Source organism: Bacillus sp. AY3-1 (assembly GCF_008368785.1).
In the GTDB taxonomy this organism is placed as follows: domain Bacteria; phylum Bacillota; class Bacilli; order Bacillales; family Bacillaceae_G; genus Bacillus_A; species Bacillus_A wiedmannii.
Genome location: NZ_QORZ01000004.1, coordinates 16,280 through 40,908 on the forward strand (window position 1 = coordinate 16,280; position 24,629 = coordinate 40,908).

Below are 24,629 nucleotides of genomic sequence, written 5' to 3' on the forward strand. Positions count from 1 at the left end.
GAATAGTGATATTTTCAAGCTTTCGTAGTTATACCTTATAACATCTAGAATCGACTTCATAAGAAAAGTATTCGGACAGAGCGTTCAAAAATATGTACAGTAATGCGATTTTGAAAACGGATTCATAATTGTGTTGTACAGTTGGTTGTAAGGAGAGGGGAAACTATGGCAGAACAGACAGTCCATGTAACCGTGGATGGTAAAGACTTTTCCACATCGGGTGAAAAGACGATACTACAATTATTTAACGAGAGTAATTTGGAACATCCTCAAATTTGTCATGTACCAGAAGTAGATCCAATTCAAACTTGTGATACGTGTATTGTAGAAGTAAATGGGAAGTTATTACGTGCTTGTTCAACAAAATTAGAGAACGGTATGCATATTGAAAGACAGTCCCAGCGTGCAAAAGAGGCACAGACTGAGGCAATGGATCGAATATTAGAGAATCATTTATTGTATTGTACCGTTTGTGATAACAATAATGGTAACTGTAAAGTTCATAACACGGTACATATGATGGGAATTGAAGAACAGAAATATCCGTATGAGCCGAAAGTAAGTGCTTGTGAAGTGGATATGTCACATCCGTTTTATCGGTATGATCCAAATCAATGTATTGCTTGTGGACAGTGTGTAGAAGTATGTCAAAACTTACAGGTTAATGAAACTATATCGATAGACTGGAACTTAGATCGTCCACGTGTTATATGGGATCATGGTGTAAGCATAAATGACTCATCTTGTGTAAGTTGTGGGCAGTGTGTAACAGTATGTCCATGTAATGCGTTAATGGAAAAAACAATGCTAGGTGAAGCTGGGTTCATGACTGGATTAAAACCAGATGTGTTAGATCCAATGATTGATTTTGTAAAGGATGTAGAGCCTGGATATAGTAGTATTTTAGCGGTTTCAGAAGTAGAGGCTGCGATGCGTAAGACGAAAGTTAATAAAACAAAAACAGTTTGTACATTTTGTGGTGTCGGTTGTTCCTTTGAAGTATGGACAAAAGATCGCCATATATTAAAAGTACAACCTGTTTCAGATGCACCTGTTAATGGTATTTCCACATGTGTAAAAGGTAAATTTGGATGGGACTTTGTAAATAGTGAAGATCGAATTACGAAGCCATTAATTCGCCAAGGAGATATGTTTGTTGAAGCTTCATGGGAAGAAGCATTAGAAGTTGTTGCTTCTAACATGCAGCATATTAAATCTGAATATGGCAGCGATGCATTTGGATTCATTTCTTCATCGAAAGTAACGAATGAAGAAAATTACCTTATGCAAAAACTAGCTCGACAAATATATGGAACGAATAATGTAGACAACTGTTCTCGTTACTGTCAGTCGCCAGCGACAGATGGTTTATTTAAAACTGTCGGTATGGGCGGGGATGCTGGAACAGTGAAAGATATAGCTGAAGCAGGACTTGTCATTATCGTTGGTGCGAATCCAACAGAAGGACATCCTGTACTTGCGACGCGTGTAAAACGTGCTCATAAATTACACGAGCAAAAACTAATTGTAGCAGACCTCCGTAAACATGAAATGGCAGAGCGTGCGGATTTATTTATTCATCCGAGCCAAGGAACGGATTACGTATGGCTTGCTGGTATTACGAAATATATTATTGATCAAGATTGGCATGATAAAAAGTTCATAGCTGAAAACGTAAAGAATTTTGATGAATATAGCAAAATGGTAGAGAAATATACGCTGGACTATACAGAGAAAATTACAGGGATTTCGAAAGAAAATCTGAAAGAAATGGCCCGTATGGTATATGAAGCAGATGGTACTTGTATACTTTGGGGAATGGGTGTAACTCAAAATACAGGAGGAAGTACGACATCAGCAGCAATTTCAAATTTACTACTTGTTACGGGTAACTACCGTCGTCCTGGTGCAGGTGCATATCCATTAAGAGGACATAATAACGTACAAGGTGCTTGTGATATGGCAACATTACCAAACTGGCTTCCAGGTTATCAAGCAGTATCAGATGATACGCTTCGTGCTAAGTTTGAAAAAGCATATGGTACAACTATTCCGAAAGCGCCAGGATTAAATAATATTGCAATGTTACTTGCGGCAGAAGAAGGAAAACTACGTGGTATGTATGTCATGGGTGAAGAAATGGCTTTAGTCGATTCAAATGCGAACCATGTACAACATATTTTATCGAATTTAGACTTCCTCGTTGTTCAAGATATGTTCTTATCAAAAACAGCTCGTTTTGCTGATGTTATTTTACCGGCAGCACCAAGCTTAGAAAAAGAAGGAACGTTTACGAATACAGAGCGCCGTATTCAAAGATTATATGAAGTATTGAAACCGCTTGGTGATTCCAAACCAGATTGGTGGATTTTGCAAAAAGTTGCTCGTGCACTGGGCGGGGATTGGAATTACGAAAGTCCAAGTGAAATTATGGACGAAATCGCATCACTTGCACCGTTATACTCTCAAGCGACGTATGACCGTCTAGAAGGATGGAATAGTTTATGTTGGGGTAGTCATGATGGTAGCGATACACCGCTATTATATGTAGACGGATTTAACTTCCCAGATAAACTTGCTCGTTTATCATTAGATGAATGGGTACCACCGGTTGTAGCACCAGATGAGTATGATTTACTTTTAAATAATGGACGCATGCTCGAGCATTTCCATGAAGGGAATATGACGAATAAGTCGGCTGGTATTTTATCTAAAGTATCTGAAGTATTCGTTGAAATTTCACCGGAACTTGCTATAGAGCGCAATGTGAAAGATGGTGGTCTTGTGGAATTAGCATCACCATTTGGGAAAATTAAAGTACAAGCGCTTATTACAGATCGTGTAACGGGGAAAGAGCTATATTTACCGATGCATGCAACAGTAAATGAAGAAGCGATTAATATTTTAACTGGGACGGCAACAGACATTTATACGTGTACACCGGCGTATAAACAAACGATGGTGAAAATGCGTGTGTTACGTGAAAAAGGAAACCGCCCGTTACCATATTCGAACCCGCGAGATAAAAAGCGTAATCCGCAAAATGGTGTTGAAATCGAGCAAAAGTGGCAAAGAAAACAATACGTATCACTTGTGGACTAGGGGGCGGAGATAGTGGCGAAAGAAATTACGTTAATTAAAAAGAAAGTTGTAACAGAGGAAGAACAGAAACAGCAAGTAGCAGATGAACTTCTAAATGAGCTATCTAATAATCGTGAAGCAGTAGAAGAAACAATGCAGCTTTTAGCACAGTTGCAAAAGGCTGGTATATTAGATGCGGCGATTAGTTTACTTGCTGCGAAGGAAGATGTTTCAAAGATCGCTGTGGAGCAATTAAATCGTGAACCAGTTAAAAATGCACTTAACAATATGATGGGAGCGGGGGAAGCACTATCCTCAGTTGACCCAGAAGTAACGAAGCAAATCACATCGAGTTTAGTCACTGGATTACAATTTGCAACAGATGAATTAAATAGTGGCAAAAAAACAAAAGTGATGGATTTCTTTAAAGTGTTAAAAGATCCAGATATCAATAGAGCCATTACATTCGGTTTTAGCTTCTTGAAAGCATTTGGACAAGGGTTAGAGAAAAAATAGAGTAGATGAAAAAAGTGATGGGGAGTAACCATCACTTTTTTCATTGTATGTATAAGAGTGTTCATGTTAAGCGGAATATATTATTATTAAAAAGATGGATTAGAAATGGAAATGTGGAATCCATCTCAAATATCGTTTTAGAATGTGGAGGAATATATGCAACACCGTAAAAGACTATCTATACCAGGAGTAATTGGACATTCCTTTCAAACAGTTAGATTTGCTTTTTGGAATGTATTAACCTTTCAACTTGCTTATAAATTATTAGCAGCGATTGTATTTGTCCCGCTATTTGGGATCATTTTTAATAAGTTATTGTATTTTGGTGGTTATGCAAATGCGACGAATGATGAATTATTAGCGTTTTTAAAGACGCCATACGGCATATTGGCAATCGTAATTTTATCATTGTTAGCACTGTTTCTTATTTTTACGGAATTTGCGGTGCTTATTATTATTTCGTACTTTGCTCATAAAAGGCAAAAGGTGAGATTACGTCCGATTTTGTATAAAACAGTAACGTATTTACCTTCCCTTTTTACATATTGCTTACCAGGATTTGTTTTGTACGCAGTTGTGTTATTACCACTATTAAGTACGGGGTATAAATCTGCATTGATTCCTGAGATTCAAATTCCTAATTTTATTACAGGTGAACTATTTAAGACAACAATGGGTCAAGTTGGATATTATACTTTCTTTGCTGTAGTTGCCTATTTAAATCTTCGTTGGATCTTTGTTTTACCTATTATTGTTTTAGAGGAAAAGCCGTTCCGCACCGCAGCACGAAAAAGTGCAAACTTAGTAAAAGAAAGCTTTTTTAAAGTATTATTCTTTTTAGTAGGTTTTTTCATATCTGTAGGAATTGTCTTTCTTTTATTTATAGGAATTTATTTACTTTGTCTGTGGGGAGTATATGAATTTACAAACCCAGCAGGGACATTTGCATTATTAGCGGAATCAACGATATCTGTGTTTTTAACGAGTACATTGTATTTATTTAGCTTTATCGTGACACCATTTTATATTATGGCGATTACGCGATTGTATTTACAAAAGGTTCCAGTTGAAGATGTTTTATTAGAAGAAGGATTAGATTATTCGAAAACGAAAGCAGATAAATGTTTCTTCCAAAAACATCGTTGGAAATTTATTGGCGTATATATTGTAGGAATTATTACTGCGGGAATGGTTGTTGCCTTCATTGTGACCTTTATTACAAATACATATAAAGAACCAATTATTATGGCTCATCGTGGTTATATTTCAAAAGGTGTAGAGAATACGAAAGAAGCTGTGCAGGGGGCTATTGATGCGAAAGCAGACTATGCTGAAATTGATGTACTGCAAACGAAAGACGGTGAACTAGCAGTTATACATGATTTGAAGCTAAAACGTCTTGCTAATGCTAATGTTCATGTGTCAGATTTAACGATGGACGAGTTAAGACAGCTTACTCTTAGTCAAGATGGGTTTTCAGGACAAATAAGTACACTTGATGAGATTATTAAGCTGTCAAAGGACAAAATCAAACTTAATATTGAAGTGAAGCTTCATGGTGGCGAAAAAGATTTCGTAAACAAAGTATTAAAAGTGATTAAAGATAATGAATTTGAGAAGCAATGTGTCATTCAAACGTTACACTATCCGCTTATTAAAGAGTTTAAACGTGCAAATCCCAATATAAAAGTAGGATATATACTGTATGCAAGTAGAGCTAACTTAAAGAATGTGAAAGCTGATTTTTATGTAGCAGAAGAATACATGTTAAATAAGAAATTAGTAAAAGAAGCAAGAAAGTTAAACAAGCCGATTTACGTATGGACGGTAAATGATATGGAAAGTTTAAAGGGATATTATAAATTAAACGTAGATGGTATTATTACCGATTATCCTGAAGATGCACGTGAAACAATTAAGATGTTAAAAGAGCAAGAAGCGGAAGAAAGTGATCTGTTTGATAAAATTAGCGAAACAACAGATGATTTATTTTCCAAGTTATTTATAAGTTACCCAGCTGCTGGCTAAATGCCTGCAGCTGTTTTTTTAGGAAAAGAATATATCTCTAAAGTATTGTACAAATTATTAACTGTATATGTATACGGAATCACTCGGGTTTCTTACATTGTTACATTATTGTCGAATAATAAGTGAATGCTGCTTATTTTTAGGGAGTATAATAAAAATAGAGTGATAGATAATGAAATGGAGCGAAGATGCTAATAGAATCAATGTTTCATATATTTACACTATTCTAAATATATAAACTTTTAAAAAATGATATGTTAGCGTTTTCATAACTTTTAAGTTATGCTAGAATAAGGACATAAGTTATTAATTATTACAAAAAGAAAAAAGACTTTCTTTTTTCTGTTAATTATAAGGGGGCATTTCATTATGCGTATTGGGGTACCAGCAGAAATTAAAAACAACGAAAACCGTGTGGCAATGACACCAGCAGGTGTTGTACATTTAATTCGTAACAATCACGAAGTATTCATTCAAAAGGGTGCAGGTCTAGGATCTGGTTTCACAGATGCTCAGTATGTTGAAGCGGGAGCAAAAATTGTTGATACGGCTGAAGAAGCTTGGAACATGGAAATGGTTATGAAAGTTAAGGAACCAGTTGAAAGCGAATACAAACACTTCAGCGAAGGTTTAATCTTATTCACATACTTACACTTAGCTCCAGAACCAGAATTAACGAAAGCGTTAATTGAGAAGAAAGTTGTTGCGATTGCATACGAAACAGTACAATTAGAAAACCGTTCTCTACCATTACTTGCACCTATGAGTGAAGTAGCTGGTCGTATGGCTGCACAAATTGGTGCACAATTCCTTGAGAAAAACAAAGGCGGTAAAGGTATCTTACTTGCAGGTGTTCCAGGGGTTAAACGTGGTAAAGTAACAATCATCGGTGGTGGACAAGCTGGTACAAATGCTGCTAAAATTGCAGTTGGACTAGGTGCGGATGTAACAATCATCGACTTAAGTGCAGAACGTCTTCGTCAATTAGATGACATTTTCGGAAACCAAGTAAAAACTTTAATGTCTAATCCTTACAATATTGCAGAAGCTGTAAAAGAGTCTGATCTTGTAATCGGTGCAGTATTAATCCCAGGTGCAAAAGCGCCAAAACTTGTAACAGAAGAAATGATTCAATCAATGGAACCAGGTTCTGTTGTTGTAGATATCGCGATTGACCAAGGTGGTATTTTCGAAACAACTGACCGAATTACAACTCATGATAACCCAACTTACGAAAAACACGGCGTTGTTCATTATGCAGTTGCAAACATGCCAGGTGCGGTTCCACGTACATCAACTCTTGCATTAACAAACGTAACAGTACCATATGCAGTACAAATTGCTAACAAAGGCTACAAAGAAGCTTGCCTAGGCAACTCTGCATTACTAAAAGGTATTAACACATTAGACGGCTATGTAACATTCGAAGCAGTTGCAGAAGCTCACGGTGTAGAGTACAAAGGTGCTAAAGAATTATTAGAAGCAGAAACAGTATCTTGCTAATAGAAGCATTATACAAAACAAAATCGAACAATATATAAACCAACATGATAAGAGCTAAGAGTGAAGATCTCTTAGCTCTTCTTGGCAAAAGGGGGCATACATCGTGGCCAACCTATTTAAAAAGAAATCCGTTACGCAATTGTTAGGGGAAAGTAAAAGTAAAACTTTAACGAAAACGCTAGGGGCATTCGACCTAACAATGCTAGGGATTGGTGCGATAATTGGTACAGGAGTTCTAGTATTAACTGGATTAGTAGCAGCAAGAGATGCTGGTCCAGCAGTTATTTTCTCATTCATGATTGCAGCAATTGTTTGTGGATTTGCAGCTTTATGTTACGCAGAAGTTGCATCTACACTTCCTGTTTCAGGTAGTGTGTACACATATTCATATGCAACAATTGGTGAGTTTGTTGCCCATTTAATGGGATGGACATTGTTATCCGTATATGTCGTAACGACTGCCGCAGTAGCCGGGGGATGGACGGGTTATTTCCATAATTTAGTGAGTGGATTAGGACTTGAAATTCCTAAAGCCTTGTTAACGATTCCATCGCAAGGTGGTATGGTAAACTTACCAGCAGTTATCGTTACGTTAGTGATAACTTGGTTATTATCACGAGGTACGAAAGAAAGTAAGCGTGTGAATAACATAATGGTATTAATTAAAATTGGTATTGTTGTTTTATTCATTGCAGTTGGTGTATTCTACGTGAAACCAGAAAACTGGATACCATTTGCACCGTACGGTTTAAGTGGAGTGTTCGCAGGGGGAGCAGCAGTATTCTTTGCTTTCTTAGGATTTGATGCATTAGCAACTTCTGCTGAAGAAGTAAAAAATCCGCAACGTGATCTACCGATTGGTATTATTGCTTCGTTAGTTATTTGTACAATCATTTATGTTGTAGTTTGTCTCGTTATGACAGGTATGGTTTCTTATAAAGAATTAGATGTACCAGAAGCTATGGCATATGTGTTAGAAGTTGTAGGACAAGACAAAGTAGCAGGTATAATCGCAATTGGAGCTGTAATTGGTATTATGGCTGTAATTTTCGCTTACATTTATGCAACAACTCGTGTATTCTTCGCAATGAGCCGTGACGGTTTATTGCCAAAATCTTTCGCGAAAATTAACAAGAAGACTGAAGCGCCAACATTTTCAGTTTGGTTAACAGGAATTGGTAGTGCTTTAATTGCTGGATTTATCGATTTAAAAGAATTGTCGAATTTAGCGAATATTGGAGCGTTATTAACATTCGCCATGGTTGGTGTAACTGTTATCATTCTTCGTAAAACGCATCCGAAATTACAACGTGGATTTATGGTACCACTTGTACCGATCTTACCGATTATTTCAGTTGCATGTTGTCTATTCTTAATGGTAAATTTACCATTAAAAACATGGATATACTTCGGTGTTTGGTTAGCAATCGGAGTAGTTGTATACTTTGTTTATTCGAAAAAACATAGTCATTTAAAAGACGATGGAAGTTCGCAGGATAATTTAGAACAAGCTAATTAAAAGGGATATAAGTATAGGTAAGCCTTGTGCGTCTAGGGAGCGCGCAAGGCTTTTTTCTTTTGGGCAAAATGTACATCCTTTTTTGTATGAGAATGTAATGGATGCGGAAAATATGTGTACGCCTTATTAAAATGTGAACAAAATGTTCGGAAAAATGTATGAGATTTCATTGACACATATGAATGGACGCTCATATAATAAGAGTATAAGATATATGAATAATTGTTCATATGTTCAAATGAAGAGGTGAGCTATAATGGCTGTAAATAAAGTAGAAACACCACAAGAGACATGTTCTCAAACGATAATTCATGAAGAAGTTGTTGATCAAGTAAAACAAACAATTCCAACTGATGAAAGTTTAAGTAAAGTAGCAGAATTATTTAAAGTATTAGGCGATCGTACACGGACGAGAATATTACATGCATTATTTGAAGCTGAAATGTGTGTTTGTGATTTAGCTTATTTATTAAGAATGACACAATCATCTATTTCGCATCAGCTTCGTGTGTTAAAGCAAGCGAAACTTGTAAAGAATCGTAAAGAAGGAAAGGTCGTTTATTATTCGTTAGCTGACCAGCACGTAATTCATATCTTCGAGCAAGCGTTTGAACACGTAAACGAGGAAGAATAAAAAGAACGCGAGGAGGGAGAACGATGGCTGAAGCATTAGTGAAAAAGAAACTGGTGTTAGAAGGTTTAGATTGTGCGAACTGTGCAATGAAAATTGAAAAAGGCGTTGGGAATATAGAAGGAGTAAATTCTTGCTCTGTAAATTTCGCGACAAAAACAATGGTTTTAGAAACAGCACAAAATACAGAAAGCGAAGTTGTTACAGAAGCAAAACAACTCGTTACAAAATTAGAACCGCACATTAAAGTGCAAGAAGAAAACAACACAAAAGTAGCAAAAGAAGTGTTTATATTAGAAGGTTTAGATTGCGCAAACTGTGCGATGAAGATTGAAAATAAAGTGAAAGAAATGCCCACTGTTTCAGCAGCAACTGTTGATTTCGTATCAAAGAAATTAAGAGTTGAAGTAGCGAATAAAAGAGAATTAGAAGCGACTGTAGCAAATATAACAAATATCGTTCAAAAGTTAGAACCAGATGTAAAAGTTGTTCGTGAAGAAAAAGGTGGGCATGACCACGGACATAGTCACGACCATGGTGAAGCAAATGTGAAAAAGATGGTAGGACGATTAGTGGTCGGCGGAATTTTGACAGCAATTGCTGCATTAGCGGGCTTACCACAAATGATAACAATTCCGTTATTCGTCCTTGCGTATTTATTAATAGGCGGAGATATCGTTTGGAGAGCGGTAAGAAACATAACTCGCGGCCAAGTGTTCGATGAGAACTTCTTAATGGCAATTGCAACACTAGGAGCTTTTGCGATTCAACAATATTCAGAAGCTGTTGCGGTAATGCTATTCTATCAAGTAGGGGAACTATTCCAAAGTATTGCGGTCAATCGCTCCCGAAAGTCAATTACTTCATTAATGGATATCCGTCCTGATTATGCGAATGTGAAGGTTGGAAATGAAACGAAACAAGTATCACCAGAAGATGTACAAATCGGCGATTATATTATCGTGAAGCCTGGTGAGAAAGTACCATTAGACGGAAAAGTAGTTGAAGGAACATCAATGGTAGATACTTCAGCATTGACTGGTGAATCTGTACCACGTGAAGTCGAAGTTGGAAATGATGTATTAAGTGGTTTTGTGAACCAAAATGGTGTATTAACAATTGAAGTGACAAAAGAATTTGGTGAATCAACTGTATCAAAAATTTTAGATTTAGTTCAAAATGCAAGCAGTAAAAAAGCGCCAACAGAAAACTTTATTACGAAGTTCGCGCGTTACTACACTCCAGTTGTAGTTATTACAGCAGCGATTATGGCGTTTATTCCACCACTTATTTTAGAAGGAGCTACATTCTCAGAATGGATTTATAGAGCTTTAGTGTTCTTAGTAATCTCTTGTCCATGTGCGTTAGTTGTATCTATTCCTCTTGGATTCTTTGGAGGAATTGGTGGTGCATCTAAAAGTGGTGTGTTAATAAAAGGAAGTAACTATTTAGAAGCTTTAAATGATGTGAAATATATTGTTTTTGATAAAACAGGAACATTAACAAAAGGTGTCTTCAAAGTTACAAAAATGGAACCAAGCGAAGGTATTACAAATGAAGAATTATTAGAGTATGCAACATTTGCTGAAGTGTATTCTAATCATCCAATTGCACAATCTATTCGAAAGGCATACGGAAAATCAATTGATGAAAAAATAATCGATGAGTATAGCGAAATTTCTGGTCACGGTACAGTCGTAAAAGTACAAGGAAAAGAAATTTTTGCAGGTAATGCTAAATTAATGAAAAAAGAAAACATTACATTTAAGCAACCAGAAACGGTAGGTACATTAGTTCACGTTGCTGTAGATGGGGAATATGCAGGTTATATCGTTATCTCTGATGAGGTAAAAGAAGATTCAAAACAAGCAATTCAAAAATTAAAAGAACTAGGTATTAAGAAGACAGTCATGTTAACGGGTGATGCAAAATCCGTTGGTGAAGCTGTTGGTAAAGAATTAGGTTTAGATGAAGTTCACGCAGAACTATTACCGCAACAAAAAGTCGAAGAGATTGAAAAAATTGATGCGGCGAAGAACGGAAAAGAAAAAGTTGCTTTCGTTGGTGATGGTATTAATGACACACCGGTATTAGCAAGAGCAGATGTTGGTATTGCGATGGGTGGTTTAGGATCAGATGCAGCGATTGAGGCGGCAGACATTGTTATTATGACTGATGAGCCTTCAAAAATTGCAACAGCCTTAAATATTGCAAAACGCACACGACGCATTGTATGGCAGAATATCATCTTTGCATTAGGGGTAAAAGGATTAGTTTTATTACTTGGTGCTTTTGGTATTGCAACAATGTGGGAAGCTGTCTTCTCAGATGTTGGTGTGACACTACTTGCAGTGTTAAATGCAATGCGTGTACTACGAGTGAAAGATTTATAAAAAAGAGGACGCAACCTGCGTCCTTTTTTTTAGGTTATTTTGTTGAAATTGACTCAATAATAACAAATATTATTTTATAAATAAATAACGTAATATTAAAATTTGCAAATAAAAAATATTTGTCGTACTATTTTAATATATTTTCCACAAAGATACATATCGTATTGAAAAAACAGAGAAGGAAAAGCTTCTCTGTTTTATTTTTGTATATTTTTTTCAACTTGTTCTCGAACAGTTTGAATATAATTCATTTTATGATCCCAACATTCTTGACTTAAATCGACAGGGTACTCTTCGGGATTTAAAGTTCGCATATATTCTTCCCAAAATAGTGCGAGACTCTGTTCGTTATATTTTTGAATATCTAATATATCTGGTAATTCATATGTTCTTTCGCCGTTAATGAAAATGTCTTTATGCAGTTCGCGTGCTTCAAAGTTTGTTACAAATTTACTTATATACGTGTGAACAGGATGAAACATTTTTAAACGTTCTTCTTTTCCTGGCTCTTCAGAATCTAATGCAATATAATCGCCTTCTGCATGATCGTTAACTCGATTGATAATGCGATAAATTCGTTTCAGTCCTGGAGTGGTAATTTTTTCAGGGTTAGATGAAATTTTAATTGTATCATTTAACTTTCCATCAGTATCTTCAATCGCAACTAGTTTATAGACAGCCCCTAACGCTGGTTGTTCAAAGGACGTAATTAATTTTGTTCCAACGCCCCATACATCAATTTTTGCGCCTTGAGATTTCAAGTGCATAATTGTGTATTCATCTAAATCGCTAGAAGCAATAATTTTTGTATTTGTAAACCCAGCTTCATCTAGTAGTTTTCTTGCCTTTTTAGATAAATAAGCCATATCACCACTATCAAGGCGAATTCCATAAAAATCGATACGATCCCCAAACTCTTTCGCGACGCGAATCGCATTTGGAACACCTGATTTTAAAGTGTCGTATGTATCAACGAGAAAGACACATTTTTTATGAGTTTCAGCGTATTTCTTAAACGCGACATATTCATCGCGATATGCTTGAACGAAAGAGTGAGCGTGTGTGCCTGCTACAGGTATTCCGAAGCGCTTCCCAGCCCGTACGTTACTCGTAGATGAGAAACCACCAATAAAGGCAGCGCGTGTGCCCCAAAGAGCAGCATCAAACTCGTGGGCACGTCTTGTGCCGAATTCTAAAAGTTCATCGTTATTTGCAGCATGCTTCATACGAGCAGCTTTTGTTGCAATTAATGTTTGGTAATTCACAATGTTTAACAGGGCAGTTTCAATAATTTGTGCTTCGCCGAGCGGTGCGTCAACACGTAATAAAGGCTCGTTATTAAATACCACTTCACCTTCTTGCATACTTCGAACGGTCCCAGTGAATTTCATATTTTGTAAATAATGAAGGAATTCTTCTTCAAATTGTAATTCTGCTAAATAAGCGATATCGCTTTCGGTAAAGCTGAAGTTTTCTATGTACTCTACAATCTTTTCAAGGCCAGCAAAAACAGCATAACCGTTCTCGAATGGAAGCTTTCGAAAGTATAAATCAAACACCGAGCGGCGATTATGAATACCATCTTTCCAATATGTATAAGCCATATTAATTTGATATAAATCTGTATGTAAGGCATAGCTATCGTCTTTATAATAAGTCATCGCGAAAACACCTCCATAATTTGGTTATAGTATACCAATTTTTAATCGCTCGTAGCAAAGAATGGATATGAAAGTAGAGTCAAGAGGGAAAAAAATGAAATATTGCATATTTTTTAGAAAATTAACATTTATCAATTTATATTTCTCAAGATTTTATGTATTATTAGAGTAATGGGGGTAATGAGAATGGAGGAGGACAATGCAACAAACATTAGAAAAAATAGGCAAACAAGTCTTTTATAAACGGCTACAGCAAAAAATGACACAAGAAGAATTATGTCAGGGCATTTGTTCTGTCTCATACTTAAGTAAAATCGAAAATGGAAAGATCGAGGCATCAGAAGAAATTCTACAATTGCTCTGCACAAGGTTAGAAATTGCCGTGACGGATTTGAGAGATGTAGAAGAAGATGTGAAGGGGAAGCTGGATGAATGGTTGAATGCACTAGTTCATTTGGACAAGCCACAAGTAGAGCGCATATATGAAGAATTACAAGGTGAAATGAAGCATGTTTTGGATTTTGAAATTATAAATTATTATAGACTGCTTTATACGCGTTATTTAATTATGAAACGAGATTTTCTTGCTGTTGAAGAAGAATTAGAGAGATTAAAAAAGATGTACAAAAAGTATTCGCCATTTCAGAAATTATTATATACGTATAGTAAAGGTCTATATTATTTTTTACAGCATAAATATAAAACGGCCTTAGATTATTTAGTTCAAACTGAAGTGATGGCGAAAGAACAAGGCTATTATGAAACTGGAATCTATTATAATTTAGCTCTTGTTTATAATGAATTAGAAATAGAACATATGGCTTTACATTTTGCTCATTTAGCTATGGAAGGCTTTAAGAATGAATATAAATTTCGTCATGTAATTAATTGCCAGTTATTAATAGGGTTAAGTTATATACAGAAAAAACAATATAACGAAGCTTTAGGAATTTATAGAAATATTTTAAGAGAGGCTAATTCTTTTGCGGATAAAGATAACATAACAGCGATTGCTCTAAATAACATGGGGTATTTACATTACCATTTAAAGGATTATGCAAAAGCGAAAGAGTATTATTTACAATGTTTACAATACAAGAAGGAAGAAGATTTAGATTACATTGATGCTGTATATGAGATTGCATTGCAATGTATTGAATTGAAGGAATTTGAAGAAGTAAAAGAGTGGATTAATAAAGGGATAGAAGTTGCGAAAAGAGATGAGAAGTATAAAAGTATGTTATATACACTTTTAATACTTCAATATAAATATTTTGAAGAGAAGGGGGTGTATAAAAAGTTTTTAGAAACAGAAGCTTTAACATTTTTTAAGCAAGAGGAAAATAAAAAAGATTTAAAAAAGGTATATTTAGAATTAGCAAAATATCATGAAGAAGTATTAGAATTCCAAGAAAGTAATCGGTATTATAGACTAACTATTAATTTATTAGAAGAAAAGGGAGGAAGATGAATATGAAGAAAATGATTTTTGGTGCATTAGCATTAGTGGCTATATTAGTAGTGTTAGAACCTCAATATGCTTGGACTGGAGATATGTATGGTCAAGCTAAAGAAGTAATAGAAGTAATAAATTCTTAATGAAAAACCCCTTTCCGATTGGAAAGGGGTTTTTCAATATTTGTTCCTCAAAATTCTACAAAACTTGAGAAAATAATTATTTGAATTTTTAGTATATTAATAGTGGAAACATAGTGCTACGATAAAACTACTCTTTTTCAAAAAATAATTTATTAGGGGGAAGATTCATGAAAAAGAAAAGTTTAGCGTTAGTGTTAGCGGCAGGAATGGCAGTTACAACGTTTGGAGGGACAGGCTCTGCATTTGCGGATTCTAAAAATGTGCTCTCTACGAAGAAGTACAATGAAACGGTGCAATCACCTGAGTTTATTTCTGGTGATCTAACTGGAGCGACTGGTAAGAAAGCAGAATCTGTTGTGTTTGATTACTTAAACGCAGCAAAAGGTGATTATAAGTTAGGGGAAAAGAGTGCGCAAGATTCTTTCAAAGTAAAACAAGTGAAAAAAGATGCTGTAACTGATTCAACAGTAGTACGTATGCAACAAGTATATGAAGGAGTACCTGTATGGGGTTCTACGCAAGTAGCTCACGTAAGTAAAGATGGCTCTTTAAAAGTATTGTCTGGAACAGTTGCGCCTGATTTAGACAAAAAGGACAAGTTGAAAAATAAAAATAAGATCGAAGGTGCAAAAGCAATTGAAATTGCACAACAAGATTTAGGTGTAACACCGAAATATGAGGTAGAACCAAAAGCGGACTTATATGTATATCAAAATGGTGAAGAAACAACATATGCATACGTTGTAAATCTAAACTTCTTAGATCCAAGCCCAGGAAACTACTACTATTTCATTGAAGCAGAAAGCGGTAAAGTATTAAATAAGTTTAATACAATCGATCATGTGACGAATGATGATAAGTCACCAGTTAAACAAGAGGCTCCTAAGCAAGATGCAAAAGCAGTTGTAAAGCCTGTAACAGGAACAAATAAAGTAGGAACTGGTAAAGGGGTATTAGGAGATACGAAATCGCTTAATACAACGTTATCTGGATCATCTTACTACTTACAAGATAATACACGCGGGGCAACGATTTTCACATATGATGCGAAAAATCGTTCAACATTACCAGGAACATTATGGGCAGATGCAGATAATGTTTTCAATGCAGCGTATGATGCAGCAGCGGTAGATGCTCATTACTATGCAGGTAAAACATATGATTACTATAAAGCTACATTTAATAGAAATTCTATTAATGATGCAGGAGCGCCGTTAAAATCAACAGTTCATTACGGAAGTAATTATAATAATGCATTCTGGAACGGATCACAAATGGTATACGGAGATGGTGATGGTGTAACGTTTACTTCATTATCTGGTGGAATTGATGTAATTGGTCATGAATTAACGCATGCGGTTACGGAAAATAGCTCGAATTTAATTTATCAAAATGAATCAGGAGCATTAAATGAAGCAATTTCTGATATCTTTGGTACATTAGTAGAGTTCTATGATAACCGTAATCCAGATTGGGAGATTGGTGAAGATATTTACACGCCTGGTAAAGCAGGAGACGCACTTCGCTCTATGAGTGATCCGGCGAAATATGGTGATCCAGATCATTATTCTAAGCGTTACACTGGTTCAAGTGATAACGGTGGAGTTCATACGAACAGTGGTATCATTAACAAACAAGCTTATTTATTAGCAAATGGTGGTACACATTCTGGTGTAACTATAACTGGTATTGGTAAAGATAAGTTAGGTGCAATTTATTACCGTGCAAATACACAATATTTCACGCAATCTACTACATTTAGCCAAGCTCGTGCTGGTGCAGTACAAGCTGCAGCTGATTTATATGGTGCGACTTCTGCGGAAGTAGCAGCAGTGAAGCAATCATTTAGTGCTGTTGGTGTAAACTAAGGGTTTAAGAGAGTATTATTAATAAAATACTTCAAAAATAAAGAAGGAGCCTATGCTCCTTCTTTATTTTTTTCTCCATTTTTTCCACAAATAAAACAATCCAACACAACCCGCTATTGTTACAATCCACTTCGCTTCATTCGTTCCATTCATGACATGATAGGCAGAATATACTTCGATTAACAAAGCCGGTATTTTACCTATTGTGCTGGCAATACTGAAAGAGAGTAATGACATTTTGCCTAGAGCGGCAAATAAAGTAACGATACTTGATGGGATGAAAGGTATGAATCGAAACGATAGAACGAGTAGAAAGGCCTCTCTACCTTCTACATAAAGTAGGCGTTCTACCTTTGGATACTTATTTGCTTTGTTGTGAGTGAATTTCTGAAGGCCTATACGATAAATATAAAACGAGATAATAGCCCCTAATGCCTCACCTGCGATCGAAATAATGGTCCCGTTTGTTACACCAAAGAGCTGTATGTTAATAGCGGTCAAAAAAATACTAGGGATAAAACCTAAAAGACTGATGATGACGTTAATTAAGATACTAAGTGGAATTGCGATTGAATAATAGTCTGTTAAGAAGTTTTGAATTGTTTCAGCCATTGTTTAAAATCCTTTATCTTTTTTTGCATTACACCATATTTCCATTGTGTAGGCAAGCACAAATTTACATAATGTAGAAAACGTTGATAAAACACCATCGATATACCTTATATGGGTATTAGGTATATAAAATTAGGGGTATATTTTATTTTTTATAAAATCACCAAAAAACTCTGTTTTTAAAGGGATGTTTAGCTATTTTAGGGATGATTTAATCTGGGAAATAATTATAAAAACATAGGGGTATATTTCGGAGAGGATCCAAAATAGTAGTTTGATGAAACTAGGGTGGTAATATGGCAAAATTGATGAGGAATTTTAAAAATGTATATGTTTTTTCGTTGTGAAATTGACTTTTAGTGAAGTTACGATAATAATCATGGAAGAGGTGATATTATGAAACGAATAAGTAGTCTTCTCTTGAGTAGTTTATTGGCATTAATGCTGATCTTAAGTGGATGTGCAGGAAAAGAACAAAAAACAGAGAAACAAACAGGGAATCAATCGACATCAGTAGAAAAAATTAGTGATAATATTTTAGATGAAATGGAAGGGCCACCTAAAAATGGTCATACGATTGAAAGACATGTAGGAAAATCAGAAGAGGATTTGAAGAATCGCTTGAAGACAGATAAAGTATCAGCGGCAAGTACATACTATGATAAGGAAACAGCGACGAAAGCTGTAAAAGATAGTTTGAAGCAGCATGATAAGGAAATTCAAGATTGGTTAAAAAATTCTAAAGAGGCTCGTCTCGTATTAAATACAACTCATTCATTCCCAGTTGGAAAAACGGTAATAAAGAAAAATATGAATGTAAAAGACAAGTTAGTAAAAACTGTTACTGTTTTGGCGAGAGATAAGTCAGGAGATTTAGGATATAAGATCATTACTTCTTATCCATCTGATAAATAAGAAGGGGGAGTAAATATGTATACGACATTACAATATTTTCTCAAATCGTATTGTACGTTAAGTATCCATGAGGATGAAATAGTAGGCGTGATGGAAGAGTTTATAGAGCAAGAAGATGAAGAAATTGTTTTGAAATTACGCAATGAATTATTATATATGAAGAAAAAAAACGCTTGGGAAGAGGCGTGTGTATTAGCTGCGAAGCAAGGAAATCGCATGTGGTCTTTAGAAGAAACGAAAGACCATCTTGAAGCTTTTTTACTACTATTGCAAAAGAAAAAGGCGTGAATAGATCACGCCTTTTTTGTTTGCCAATTTGATGGTGTCTCATTGTGTTGGGGCACTTTTATATACGCTTTTTGAAATTTGTCCATTTGATACTACTTCACCGTTTTGTGTTACTTTTTTATACGTAACCGCTGTTATTTTATCACCAGTTCTACTAACTACTTGAGAAGAAACTTCAACATTTTTACCAGTATTTGTACCAAAAATGCGAGTAGTAATACTACCGCCATTTGAAAATGCTTGAATATAAATATGATTGCCTGTATTGTTTTTAAATTTTAAATCCGGACCATAATCTGCCACTGCTGCATCTTGCCCAAGTGGTAAATAATTTACGGGCATAGAATGATTGCTTCGAGAAACAATTCCTAAATCTGCTCTTAAAGCTGCGCTATATAAAGTGCTACTAACTTGGCAAACGCCTCCGCCTGCACTTTGTATAACTTTACCTTGTGAAAATACTGCTGCGGATTTATAACCATGGGCAGCATCCGTTACGCCAACACGGCCATTAAAACTAAACGTTTCATCAGGTGCGACAATAACTCCACTTAAAGTATTAGCTGACTTATTTACGTTATAGGACTGGTTTCCATTCCGACCAGCCATTGGAGTTGAATATTCAGCAATTACTTCTTTAATCCCCATTTTCTGTATATCTTCTGTAGAACGCTCAGGTTTTAAGAGTGTAACTGGTAATGTAACGTCCGATGAGCCAGAAGTAATGGCCTGCTGCGTTAAATCAGTTAATTTTCCTTTATCAATTTTTTCTCCATTTTGACTTTGGCTAATATTTACTGTAGAGCCTTCAACACTTAATTCTGCATTAATAGGATTTTTTAATGTTTCATTATATTTATCCTTCATAAAGCTTTCATAAGCAGTTGTATTTAATTGAGCTGTTAATTTATAGTCACGTTTTAATTCACCGTTTTCGGCCTGCTTCCGCATTTGGTAACGATTCATTGCGTTTCCTTCTTGTTCTTTAAAGATTTTGTCAATAATATCTTTTTCCTTATAATTTATCCCTAAATCTTTCCATGTGTACGTTTGTTTATCATTTTGGAATATGTAGGTAAGAGATTTTTGATCTAATTCAGTTACCTTTTGATTAATAATTGCTTGAATATCTTTTTTATTTTTTCCATCGAGAGAAATACCTTCAAATGTAGTATTTGGTAATGCAGTAGTATCTAATTGATTATTTAGTTTGGATACATATTGATATCCACCAACACCGCCTACACAAAGTAATATGCCTCCAGTAATTGCAGAACCGATCAGTATTTTACTTAGCTTCATTTATTTCCCCCCAGAAATTTTTGTATAAATATATGTATTACATTTTTTGTATAAAAATGATGAAAATAACATTATGTACGTACTAGTATACTATTATTTCCACTGTGTGTGTAATGTTTTTATAAAAAACGTTACACTGTTGTAATAATTGTCTCTTTTTGTCACAATATGTACGAGAAATAAGTTGAAAATTATAATAAAAAGGCTGTCTAGAAAGATCTAGCAGCCTTTTTATTATAATTTTTTATGTTCATTTTTATTCGTAACACCGAGATGTTCTTGTAGTGTTGTCGAAATATTATTGACGCTTTTTTCATTTGGAACGTAATAATAAATACCACCTATATATTTATCAGTACCTTCTACTTGCATTTTGTCCATTTTTAAATTGGAATCCATTGAATTTTTGGCAATTGTCATCATATCATCAAAAGTTAAATTTGTTTTTAAGTCTTTATCGACAGCGTCTAATAGGCCACCGATTTTATTAATGGAATTAAGAGATAGTGCTTTTGTAGCAATAGCTTCTAAAACAAGCTGTTGTCGTTGACCGCGCATATAATCACTGTCGATATGACGAGTTCTAGCTAGTGCTAATGCCTCTTCTCCATTTAAATGTTGACGTCCTTTTTTGAGGTGAATTGCATCTGCTTCGTCTTTACTATTTTGTTCTGAAAACTCAACCGGAACATCGACAGTAATACCACCAAGAGAATCGACAATTTTGATAAATGATTTAAAGTTGAATTTTACATAGTAATCAACTGGAACATCTAAAAATTTCTCCACTGTATCAATTGTACTATCCACACCACCGAATACGTGCGCATGTGTAATTTTATCGTATTTATCACGTGATTTAATGTAGACACGTGAGTCACGTGGAATACTGACAAGTTTAACAGATTTATCGTTTTTATTAATTGTTGCAAGTAATAGCGCATCCGTACGAGTTGCTTTTCCGTAATTCTTGTCCCTAATATCACTTTCATCAACACCCATAATAAGTACGGAAATGTTGTCAGTCATAGGTTTCACGGCTTTTTCACGTTTGCTGGATTTATCCCCGCGGCCCAGTTCAGAATAGGCATTACTTAATACAGACTTTGCTTTACTGTATATATGGAAGGAGTAGCCTCCTGCTCCAAGTGCTATAATCAGTAATGGAATAAGAAGGAACCAGAGTAGGCGTTTTTTCTTTGAGTTTCCTTTTTTGGCTCGGGTGTCTTTGTTCATATCATCGGATTTCATCATTTTTCTCCTTTAAAACTATCAAAGTGTATACATCTAGAAGCGCATTCAAACACATAAAAAATATTGTACGCTAAATAAAAGCGATTGTACATGTATAAAAAATAGATGTCTTGATTATTTATAAGACACCTATTCGTTATTGTATACAAAAGATAGGGATAAGAAAATGATAAAATTTTACCTGATTACAACATAATGCTTACGATAATTGCAGATAAAATGCTAACGAGAGTAGCTCCATATAGTAATTTAAGACCAAATCTGGCAACGACATTTCCTTGTTCTTCGTTTAACCCTTTTACCGCACCTGAAATAATGCCGATAGAAGAAAAGTTGGCAAAAGAAACGAGGAAAACAGAAATGATACCTATTGTACGGGGAGAGAGGCTATTAGAAATTTTACTAAGGTCCATCATTGCTACAAATTCATTCGTTACAAGCTTCGTTGCCATAATGCTACCAGCTGTGACAATTTCAGAACTTGGTACACCGATAAGGAATGCAATAGGCGCAAAGACGTACCCAATTAATTGCTGGAAAGTAATGCCGAATATAATGAGGAATAGGTCATTTATGCAACTCATTAATGCGACGAATCCGATGAGCATTGCACCGACAACGATTGCTACGCGAAAACCATCTAGAATGTATTCTCCAAGCATTTCAAAAAAGCTTTGCTTTTCGCCTTTAATTTCTAAAATATCCTCGTCATCTTTCACATCGTAAGGGTTAATGATGAGTACGATAATAAAACCACTAAATAAATTGAGAACGAGTGCGGTTACTACATATTTAGGCTCGATCATTGTCATATAGGCACCTACGATAGACATAGATACGGTTGACATGGCAGAAGCACAAAGTGTATAAAGACGGTGTTTTGGAATTTGAGATAATTGCTTTTTAACTGTAATAAAAACTTCTGATTGGCCGACAATGGCAGAGGCAATAGCGTTGTAAGATTCTAATTTCCCAAGACCATTTATTTTGCTAAGGAAGTAACCGATCCAATGAATAAAAAATGGTAGTATTTTGAAATGTTGTAGTATACCAATTAAGACGGAAATGAAGACAATTGGTAATAATACAGTAAGGAAAAATGACATTTCTCCTTTATTGGCAAGACCGCCAAATACAAAGTTTATACCATCAGCAGCATACTCGAGTAGCTTTGTAAACAGACTGGAAATGACCCGAATAAGTATGAGGCCGATTTCTGTATTTAATAATAAATAGGTTAAAATTAACTGTATAATAAGCATGATGAAAATTGGTTTAAATTTAATATGTTTCTTATTGTTGCTAGCAATATAAGCAAGGAAGAAAACAACGATAAGTCCCACGAAAAAAGTAATAAATTTCATAGTAAGCCCCCTAAAAGAGATATTCTGCTATATATGTTTTTCATTTCAAGGGAGAATATGCATCTTTGGTAAAGAAAGGAATGGAGAGAGCATGAATATATGTAGAGTGCACCACGTTGCAATTATTTGTTCGAATTATGAACGGTCAAAGGATTTTTATACTCGGATATTAGGTTTTAAAGCGATAAATGAAGTATATAGAAAAGAACGAGATTCTTATAAGTTAGATTTATGTGTAAGGGAAGAGTATCAAATTGAATTATTTTCATTTCCTAGTCCACCTGAGCGCCCAAGTTTTCCAGAAGCAGCTGGGCTTAGACATTTAGCATTTGCTGTTACAAATATAGAAGAAGCTGTAAACCATTTAAAACAATGTGGTGTGGAGACTGAAGCGATACGTATAGATGAAATTACGGATAAAAAATTTGTCTTTTTCCAAGATCCTGATGGCTTGCCTTTAGAATTGTATGAGGCTTGAAATTGGTGAATTTTATATAGGGTTGCTTTCAAATAAATGAAGAAACTAAAGTGAAACTTCTTTTTTAAAGGAGGTGTAACTTTAGCTAAGAAAGCTAAAGGACATATGTGGATATTTTAAAATTATTGATGGTAGCCATCCTTATTGCGTTAACAGCATTTTTTGTGGCTGTTGAGTTTGCAATTATTAAGGTGCGTAGCAGTCGTATTGATCAACTCGTTAGTGAGAAACGACGAGGAGCATTGGCAGCTAAAAAAGTAACTTCGAATTTAGATGAGTATTTATCAGCATGTCAGTTAGGTATTACAATTACTGCTTTAGGGCTTGGGTGGTTAGGAGAACCTACTATAAAACATATACTCGAGCCGTTGTTTTTAAAATTACACCTATCTCCTGCAATTGCCAGTACAGTTTCATTTATTATTGCCTTTGCAGTTATTACGTTTTTACATGTTGTCATTGGTGAACTTGCTCCGAAGACGCTCGCTATACAAAGGGCAGAGCAAGTTAGCTTATTATTATCGAAGCCAATTATTTACTTTTACCGAGTAATGTATCCGTTTATTTGGGCTTTAAATGGTTCTGCAAGGCTTGTGACAGGGTTATTCGGATTACATCCGGCTTCTGAACATGAAGTTGCTCATTCGGAGGAAGAATTACGATTAATCTTATCCGAGAGTTATGAGAGCGGAGAGATTAATCAAAGGGAATTTAAATATGTAAATAATATTTTTGAATTCGATAATAGAGTCGCAAAGGAAATTATGGTACCTCGTACGGAAGTTGTAGGTTTATATGAGGACGAACCATTTGAAACACATATTAAAATAATCGCACAAGAAAAGTACACAAGATATCCCGTATTTGGTGAAGATAAAGATGAAATTATTGGGATGGTTAATGTAAAGGATTTATTTATTCGTTATATGGATGGTAATCGAGACGAGGGGTGCTCGATTAAGCCATATACAAGACCAGTTATTGAAGTGTTAGAAAATATTCCTATTCATGATTTGCTATTACAAATGCAAAGAAAACGAATTCCATTAGCTGTATTATATGATGAATATGGTGGTACAGCGGGGATCGTTACACTAGAAGATATTTTAGAAGAAATTGTTGGAGAAATCCGAGATGAATACGATGAAGATGAACACCCGCCTATAGAGCATATAAGTGAAGGGTGTAAAATCGTAGAGGGAAAAGTGCTTATTAGTGAAGTAAATGATTTATTTGGCCTACACTTAATCGCTGATGATGTAGATACAATTGGTGGCTGGATTATGGTACAAAAGCAAATCGTTGCTGAAGGAGATATTATTGAAAAACACGGCTTTTCTTTTAAAGTTCTTGAAAAGGATATGCATCAAATTAAACGAGTGGAAATAAAGAAGGTAGAAGAATGATTTTCTATAAATTTTTATCCCGCTATTTGTGGGCAGTAAGACCCCTACCTCAAAATTCAGCGAAAGCGAAGAAGTTAGGTGGGGGATCAACAAAACCCCCACTGATTAAAGTTTCACTTTATAAAAGATATATATAGAAAAATAAATGTTTGCGCTTTCAAAAAAGGTGCTATATAGTGAAGGTGGATACTGAAAAATTCTTCTGAATGAT

General features: G+C 35.1%; 19 protein-coding genes. 14 read left to right on the forward strand and 5 right to left on the reverse strand.

The window, feature by feature from the left end:
• Positions 1-165: 165 nt before the first annotated feature.
• The 7 genes from fdhF (at position 166) to DN389_RS01970 (ending at position 11,671) form a co-directional block, all read left to right on the forward strand.
• Positions 166-3,102: a formate dehydrogenase subunit alpha gene (gene fdhF / locus DN389_RS01940; protein ID WP_149236771.1), complete on the forward strand. Its 2,937-nt coding sequence runs from the start codon at positions 166-168 to the stop codon at positions 3,100-3,102.
• Positions 3,103-3,114: 12 nt separating this feature from the next.
• On the forward strand, positions 3,115-3,597 hold the full coding sequence (locus DN389_RS01945; protein WP_001040529.1) for a helical membrane plugin domain-containing protein: 483 nt from the start codon (positions 3,115-3,117) through the stop codon (positions 3,595-3,597).
• 156 nt (positions 3,598-3,753) lie between these two features.
• On the forward strand, positions 3,754-5,625 hold the full coding sequence (locus tag DN389_RS01950; RefSeq protein WP_149236772.1) for a glycerophosphoryl diester phosphodiesterase membrane domain-containing protein: 1,872 nt from the start codon (positions 3,754-3,756) through the stop codon (positions 5,623-5,625).
• A 369-nt stretch (positions 5,626-5,994) separates the two neighbouring features.
• The gene (gene ald, locus DN389_RS01955; protein WP_001219749.1) at positions 5,995-7,128 is read left to right on the forward strand and encodes an alanine dehydrogenase; all 1,134 of its coding nucleotides are present in this window, start codon (positions 5,995-5,997) and stop codon (positions 7,126-7,128) included.
• Between the two features lie 103 nt (positions 7,129-7,231).
• The gene (locus DN389_RS01960; RefSeq protein WP_001284892.1) at positions 7,232-8,647 is read left to right on the forward strand and encodes an amino acid permease; all 1,416 of its coding nucleotides are present in this window, start codon (positions 7,232-7,234) and stop codon (positions 8,645-8,647) included.
• A gap of 256 nt (positions 8,648-8,903) precedes the next feature.
• A complete protein-coding gene (locus DN389_RS01965; protein WP_149236773.1) occupies positions 8,904-9,281 on the forward strand; it encodes an ArsR/SmtB family transcription factor in 378 nt (125 codons plus the stop codon).
• A 23-nt stretch (positions 9,282-9,304) separates the two neighbouring features.
• Complete coding sequence (locus DN389_RS01970; RefSeq protein ID WP_097917733.1) at positions 9,305-11,671, forward strand: heavy metal translocating P-type ATPase; 2,367 nt, start codon at positions 9,305-9,307, stop codon at positions 11,669-11,671.
• Positions 11,672-11,868: 197 nt separating this feature from the next.
• Here DN389_RS01970 and DN389_RS01975 read toward each other — a convergent pair whose 3' ends face one another.
• Positions 11,869-13,332, reverse strand: a complete 1,464-nt coding sequence (locus DN389_RS01975; protein ID WP_000222888.1) for a nicotinate phosphoribosyltransferase — start codon at positions 13,330-13,332, stop codon at positions 11,869-11,871.
• Positions 13,333-13,531: 199 nt separating this feature from the next.
• Between DN389_RS01975 and DN389_RS01980 the strand changes: the two genes are divergently transcribed.
• The 3 genes from DN389_RS01980 to DN389_RS01990 all read left to right on the forward strand — a co-directional run bounded on the left by DN389_RS01980 (position 13,532) and on the right by DN389_RS01990 (position 16,799).
• Positions 13,532-14,803: a helix-turn-helix domain-containing protein gene (locus DN389_RS01980; RefSeq protein ID WP_064449798.1), complete on the forward strand. Its 1,272-nt coding sequence runs from the start codon at positions 13,532-13,534 to the stop codon at positions 14,801-14,803.
• 2 nt (positions 14,804-14,805) lie between these two features.
• Positions 14,806-14,931 (forward strand): NprX family peptide pheromone, encoded by a 126-nt coding sequence (locus DN389_RS01985; RefSeq protein ID WP_000738188.1) that lies wholly within the window; start codon positions 14,806-14,808, stop codon positions 14,929-14,931.
• A 167-nt stretch (positions 14,932-15,098) separates the two neighbouring features.
• Positions 15,099-16,799 (forward strand): M4 family metallopeptidase, encoded by a 1,701-nt coding sequence (locus tag DN389_RS01990; RefSeq protein WP_149236774.1) that lies wholly within the window; start codon positions 15,099-15,101, stop codon positions 16,797-16,799.
• A gap of 63 nt (positions 16,800-16,862) precedes the next feature.
• Here DN389_RS01990 and DN389_RS01995 read toward each other — a convergent pair whose 3' ends face one another.
• Positions 16,863-17,411, reverse strand: coding sequence for a TVP38/TMEM64 family protein (locus DN389_RS01995; protein ID WP_088121262.1), 549 nt, complete (start codon positions 17,409-17,411; stop codon positions 16,863-16,865).
• A 396-nt stretch (positions 17,412-17,807) separates the two neighbouring features.
• On the opposite strand from DN389_RS01995, the gene DN389_RS02000 reads away from it, so the two are divergent.
• The gene (locus DN389_RS02000; protein WP_064477118.1) at positions 17,808-18,326 is read left to right on the forward strand and encodes an RNase A-like domain-containing lipoprotein; all 519 of its coding nucleotides are present in this window, start codon (positions 17,808-17,810) and stop codon (positions 18,324-18,326) included.
• 15 nt (positions 18,327-18,341) lie between these two features.
• Positions 18,342-18,614 (forward strand): hypothetical protein, encoded by a 273-nt coding sequence (locus DN389_RS02005; protein WP_087983406.1) that lies wholly within the window; start codon positions 18,342-18,344, stop codon positions 18,612-18,614.
• Positions 18,615-18,653: 39 nt separating this feature from the next.
• Here DN389_RS02005 and DN389_RS02010 read toward each other — a convergent pair whose 3' ends face one another.
• The 3 genes from DN389_RS02010 to DN389_RS02020 form a co-directional block, all read right to left on the reverse strand.
• Positions 18,654-19,916, reverse strand: coding sequence for a VanW family protein (locus tag DN389_RS02010; RefSeq protein WP_088121263.1), 1,263 nt, complete (start codon positions 19,914-19,916; stop codon positions 18,654-18,656).
• 234 nt (positions 19,917-20,150) lie between these two features.
• On the reverse strand, positions 20,151-21,170 hold the full coding sequence (locus tag DN389_RS02015; protein WP_303394014.1) for an LCP family protein: 1,020 nt from the start codon (positions 21,168-21,170) through the stop codon (positions 20,151-20,153).
• Between the two features lie 185 nt (positions 21,171-21,355).
• On the reverse strand, positions 21,356-22,534 hold the full coding sequence (locus tag DN389_RS02020; protein ID WP_098086114.1) for a NupC/NupG family nucleoside CNT transporter: 1,179 nt from the start codon (positions 22,532-22,534) through the stop codon (positions 21,356-21,358).
• A gap of 91 nt (positions 22,535-22,625) precedes the next feature.
• Between DN389_RS02020 and gloA2 the strand changes: the two genes are divergently transcribed.
• Entirely contained in the window at positions 22,626-23,012 is a 387-nt protein-coding gene (gene gloA2, locus DN389_RS02025) for an SMU1112c/YaeR family gloxylase I-like metalloprotein (protein ID WP_098190561.1), read from the forward strand.
• 107 nt (positions 23,013-23,119) lie between these two features.
• A complete protein-coding gene (locus DN389_RS02030; RefSeq protein ID WP_097917728.1) occupies positions 23,120-24,418 on the forward strand; it encodes a hemolysin family protein in 1,299 nt (432 codons plus the stop codon).
• Positions 24,419-24,629: the final 211 nt, after the last annotated feature.

What these genes read in the sequence shown, in the direction of transcription:
- DN389_RS01950 (WP_149236772.1), top strand. Translation starts at nt 3,754, where the DNA reads ATGCAACACCGTAAAAGACTATCTATACCAGGAGTAATTGGACATTCC.
- DN389_RS02005 (WP_087983406.1), top strand. Translation starts at nt 18,342, where the DNA reads ATGTATACGACATTACAATATTTTCTCAAATCGTATTGTACGTTAAGT.
- DN389_RS01990 (WP_149236774.1), top strand. Translation starts at nt 15,099, where the DNA reads ATGAAAAAGAAAAGTTTAGCGTTAGTGTTAGCGGCAGGAATGGCAGTT.
- DN389_RS01980 (WP_064449798.1), top strand. Translation starts at nt 13,532, where the DNA reads ATGCAACAAACATTAGAAAAAATAGGCAAACAAGTCTTTTATAAACGG.
- fdhF (WP_149236771.1), top strand. Translation starts at nt 166, where the DNA reads ATGGCAGAACAGACAGTCCATGTAACCGTGGATGGTAAAGACTTTTCC.
- DN389_RS02015 (WP_303394014.1), bottom strand. Translation starts at nt 21,170, where the DNA reads ATGATGAAATCCGATGATATGAACAAAGACACCCGAGCCAAAAAAGGA.
- ald (WP_001219749.1), top strand. Translation starts at nt 5,995, where the DNA reads ATGCGTATTGGGGTACCAGCAGAAATTAAAAACAACGAAAACCGTGTG.
- DN389_RS01975 (WP_000222888.1), bottom strand. Translation starts at nt 13,332, where the DNA reads ATGACTTATTATAAAGACGATAGCTATGCCTTACATACAGATTTATAT.
- gloA2 (WP_098190561.1), top strand. Translation starts at nt 22,626, where the DNA reads ATGAATATATGTAGAGTGCACCACGTTGCAATTATTTGTTCGAATTAT.
- DN389_RS02010 (WP_088121263.1), bottom strand. Translation starts at nt 19,916, where the DNA reads ATGAAGCTAAGTAAAATACTGATCGGTTCTGCAATTACTGGAGGCATA.
- DN389_RS01995 (WP_088121262.1), bottom strand. Translation starts at nt 17,411, where the DNA reads ATGGCTGAAACAATTCAAAACTTCTTAACAGACTATTATTCAATCGCA.
- DN389_RS02000 (WP_064477118.1), top strand. Translation starts at nt 17,808, where the DNA reads ATGAAACGAATAAGTAGTCTTCTCTTGAGTAGTTTATTGGCATTAATG.
- DN389_RS01970 (WP_097917733.1), top strand. Translation starts at nt 9,305, where the DNA reads ATGGCTGAAGCATTAGTGAAAAAGAAACTGGTGTTAGAAGGTTTAGAT.
- DN389_RS02020 (WP_098086114.1), bottom strand. Translation starts at nt 22,534, where the DNA reads ATGAAATTTATTACTTTTTTCGTGGGACTTATCGTTGTTTTCTTCCTT.
- DN389_RS01965 (WP_149236773.1), top strand. Translation starts at nt 8,904, where the DNA reads ATGGCTGTAAATAAAGTAGAAACACCACAAGAGACATGTTCTCAAACG.
- DN389_RS01985 (WP_000738188.1), top strand. Translation starts at nt 14,806, where the DNA reads ATGAAGAAAATGATTTTTGGTGCATTAGCATTAGTGGCTATATTAGTA.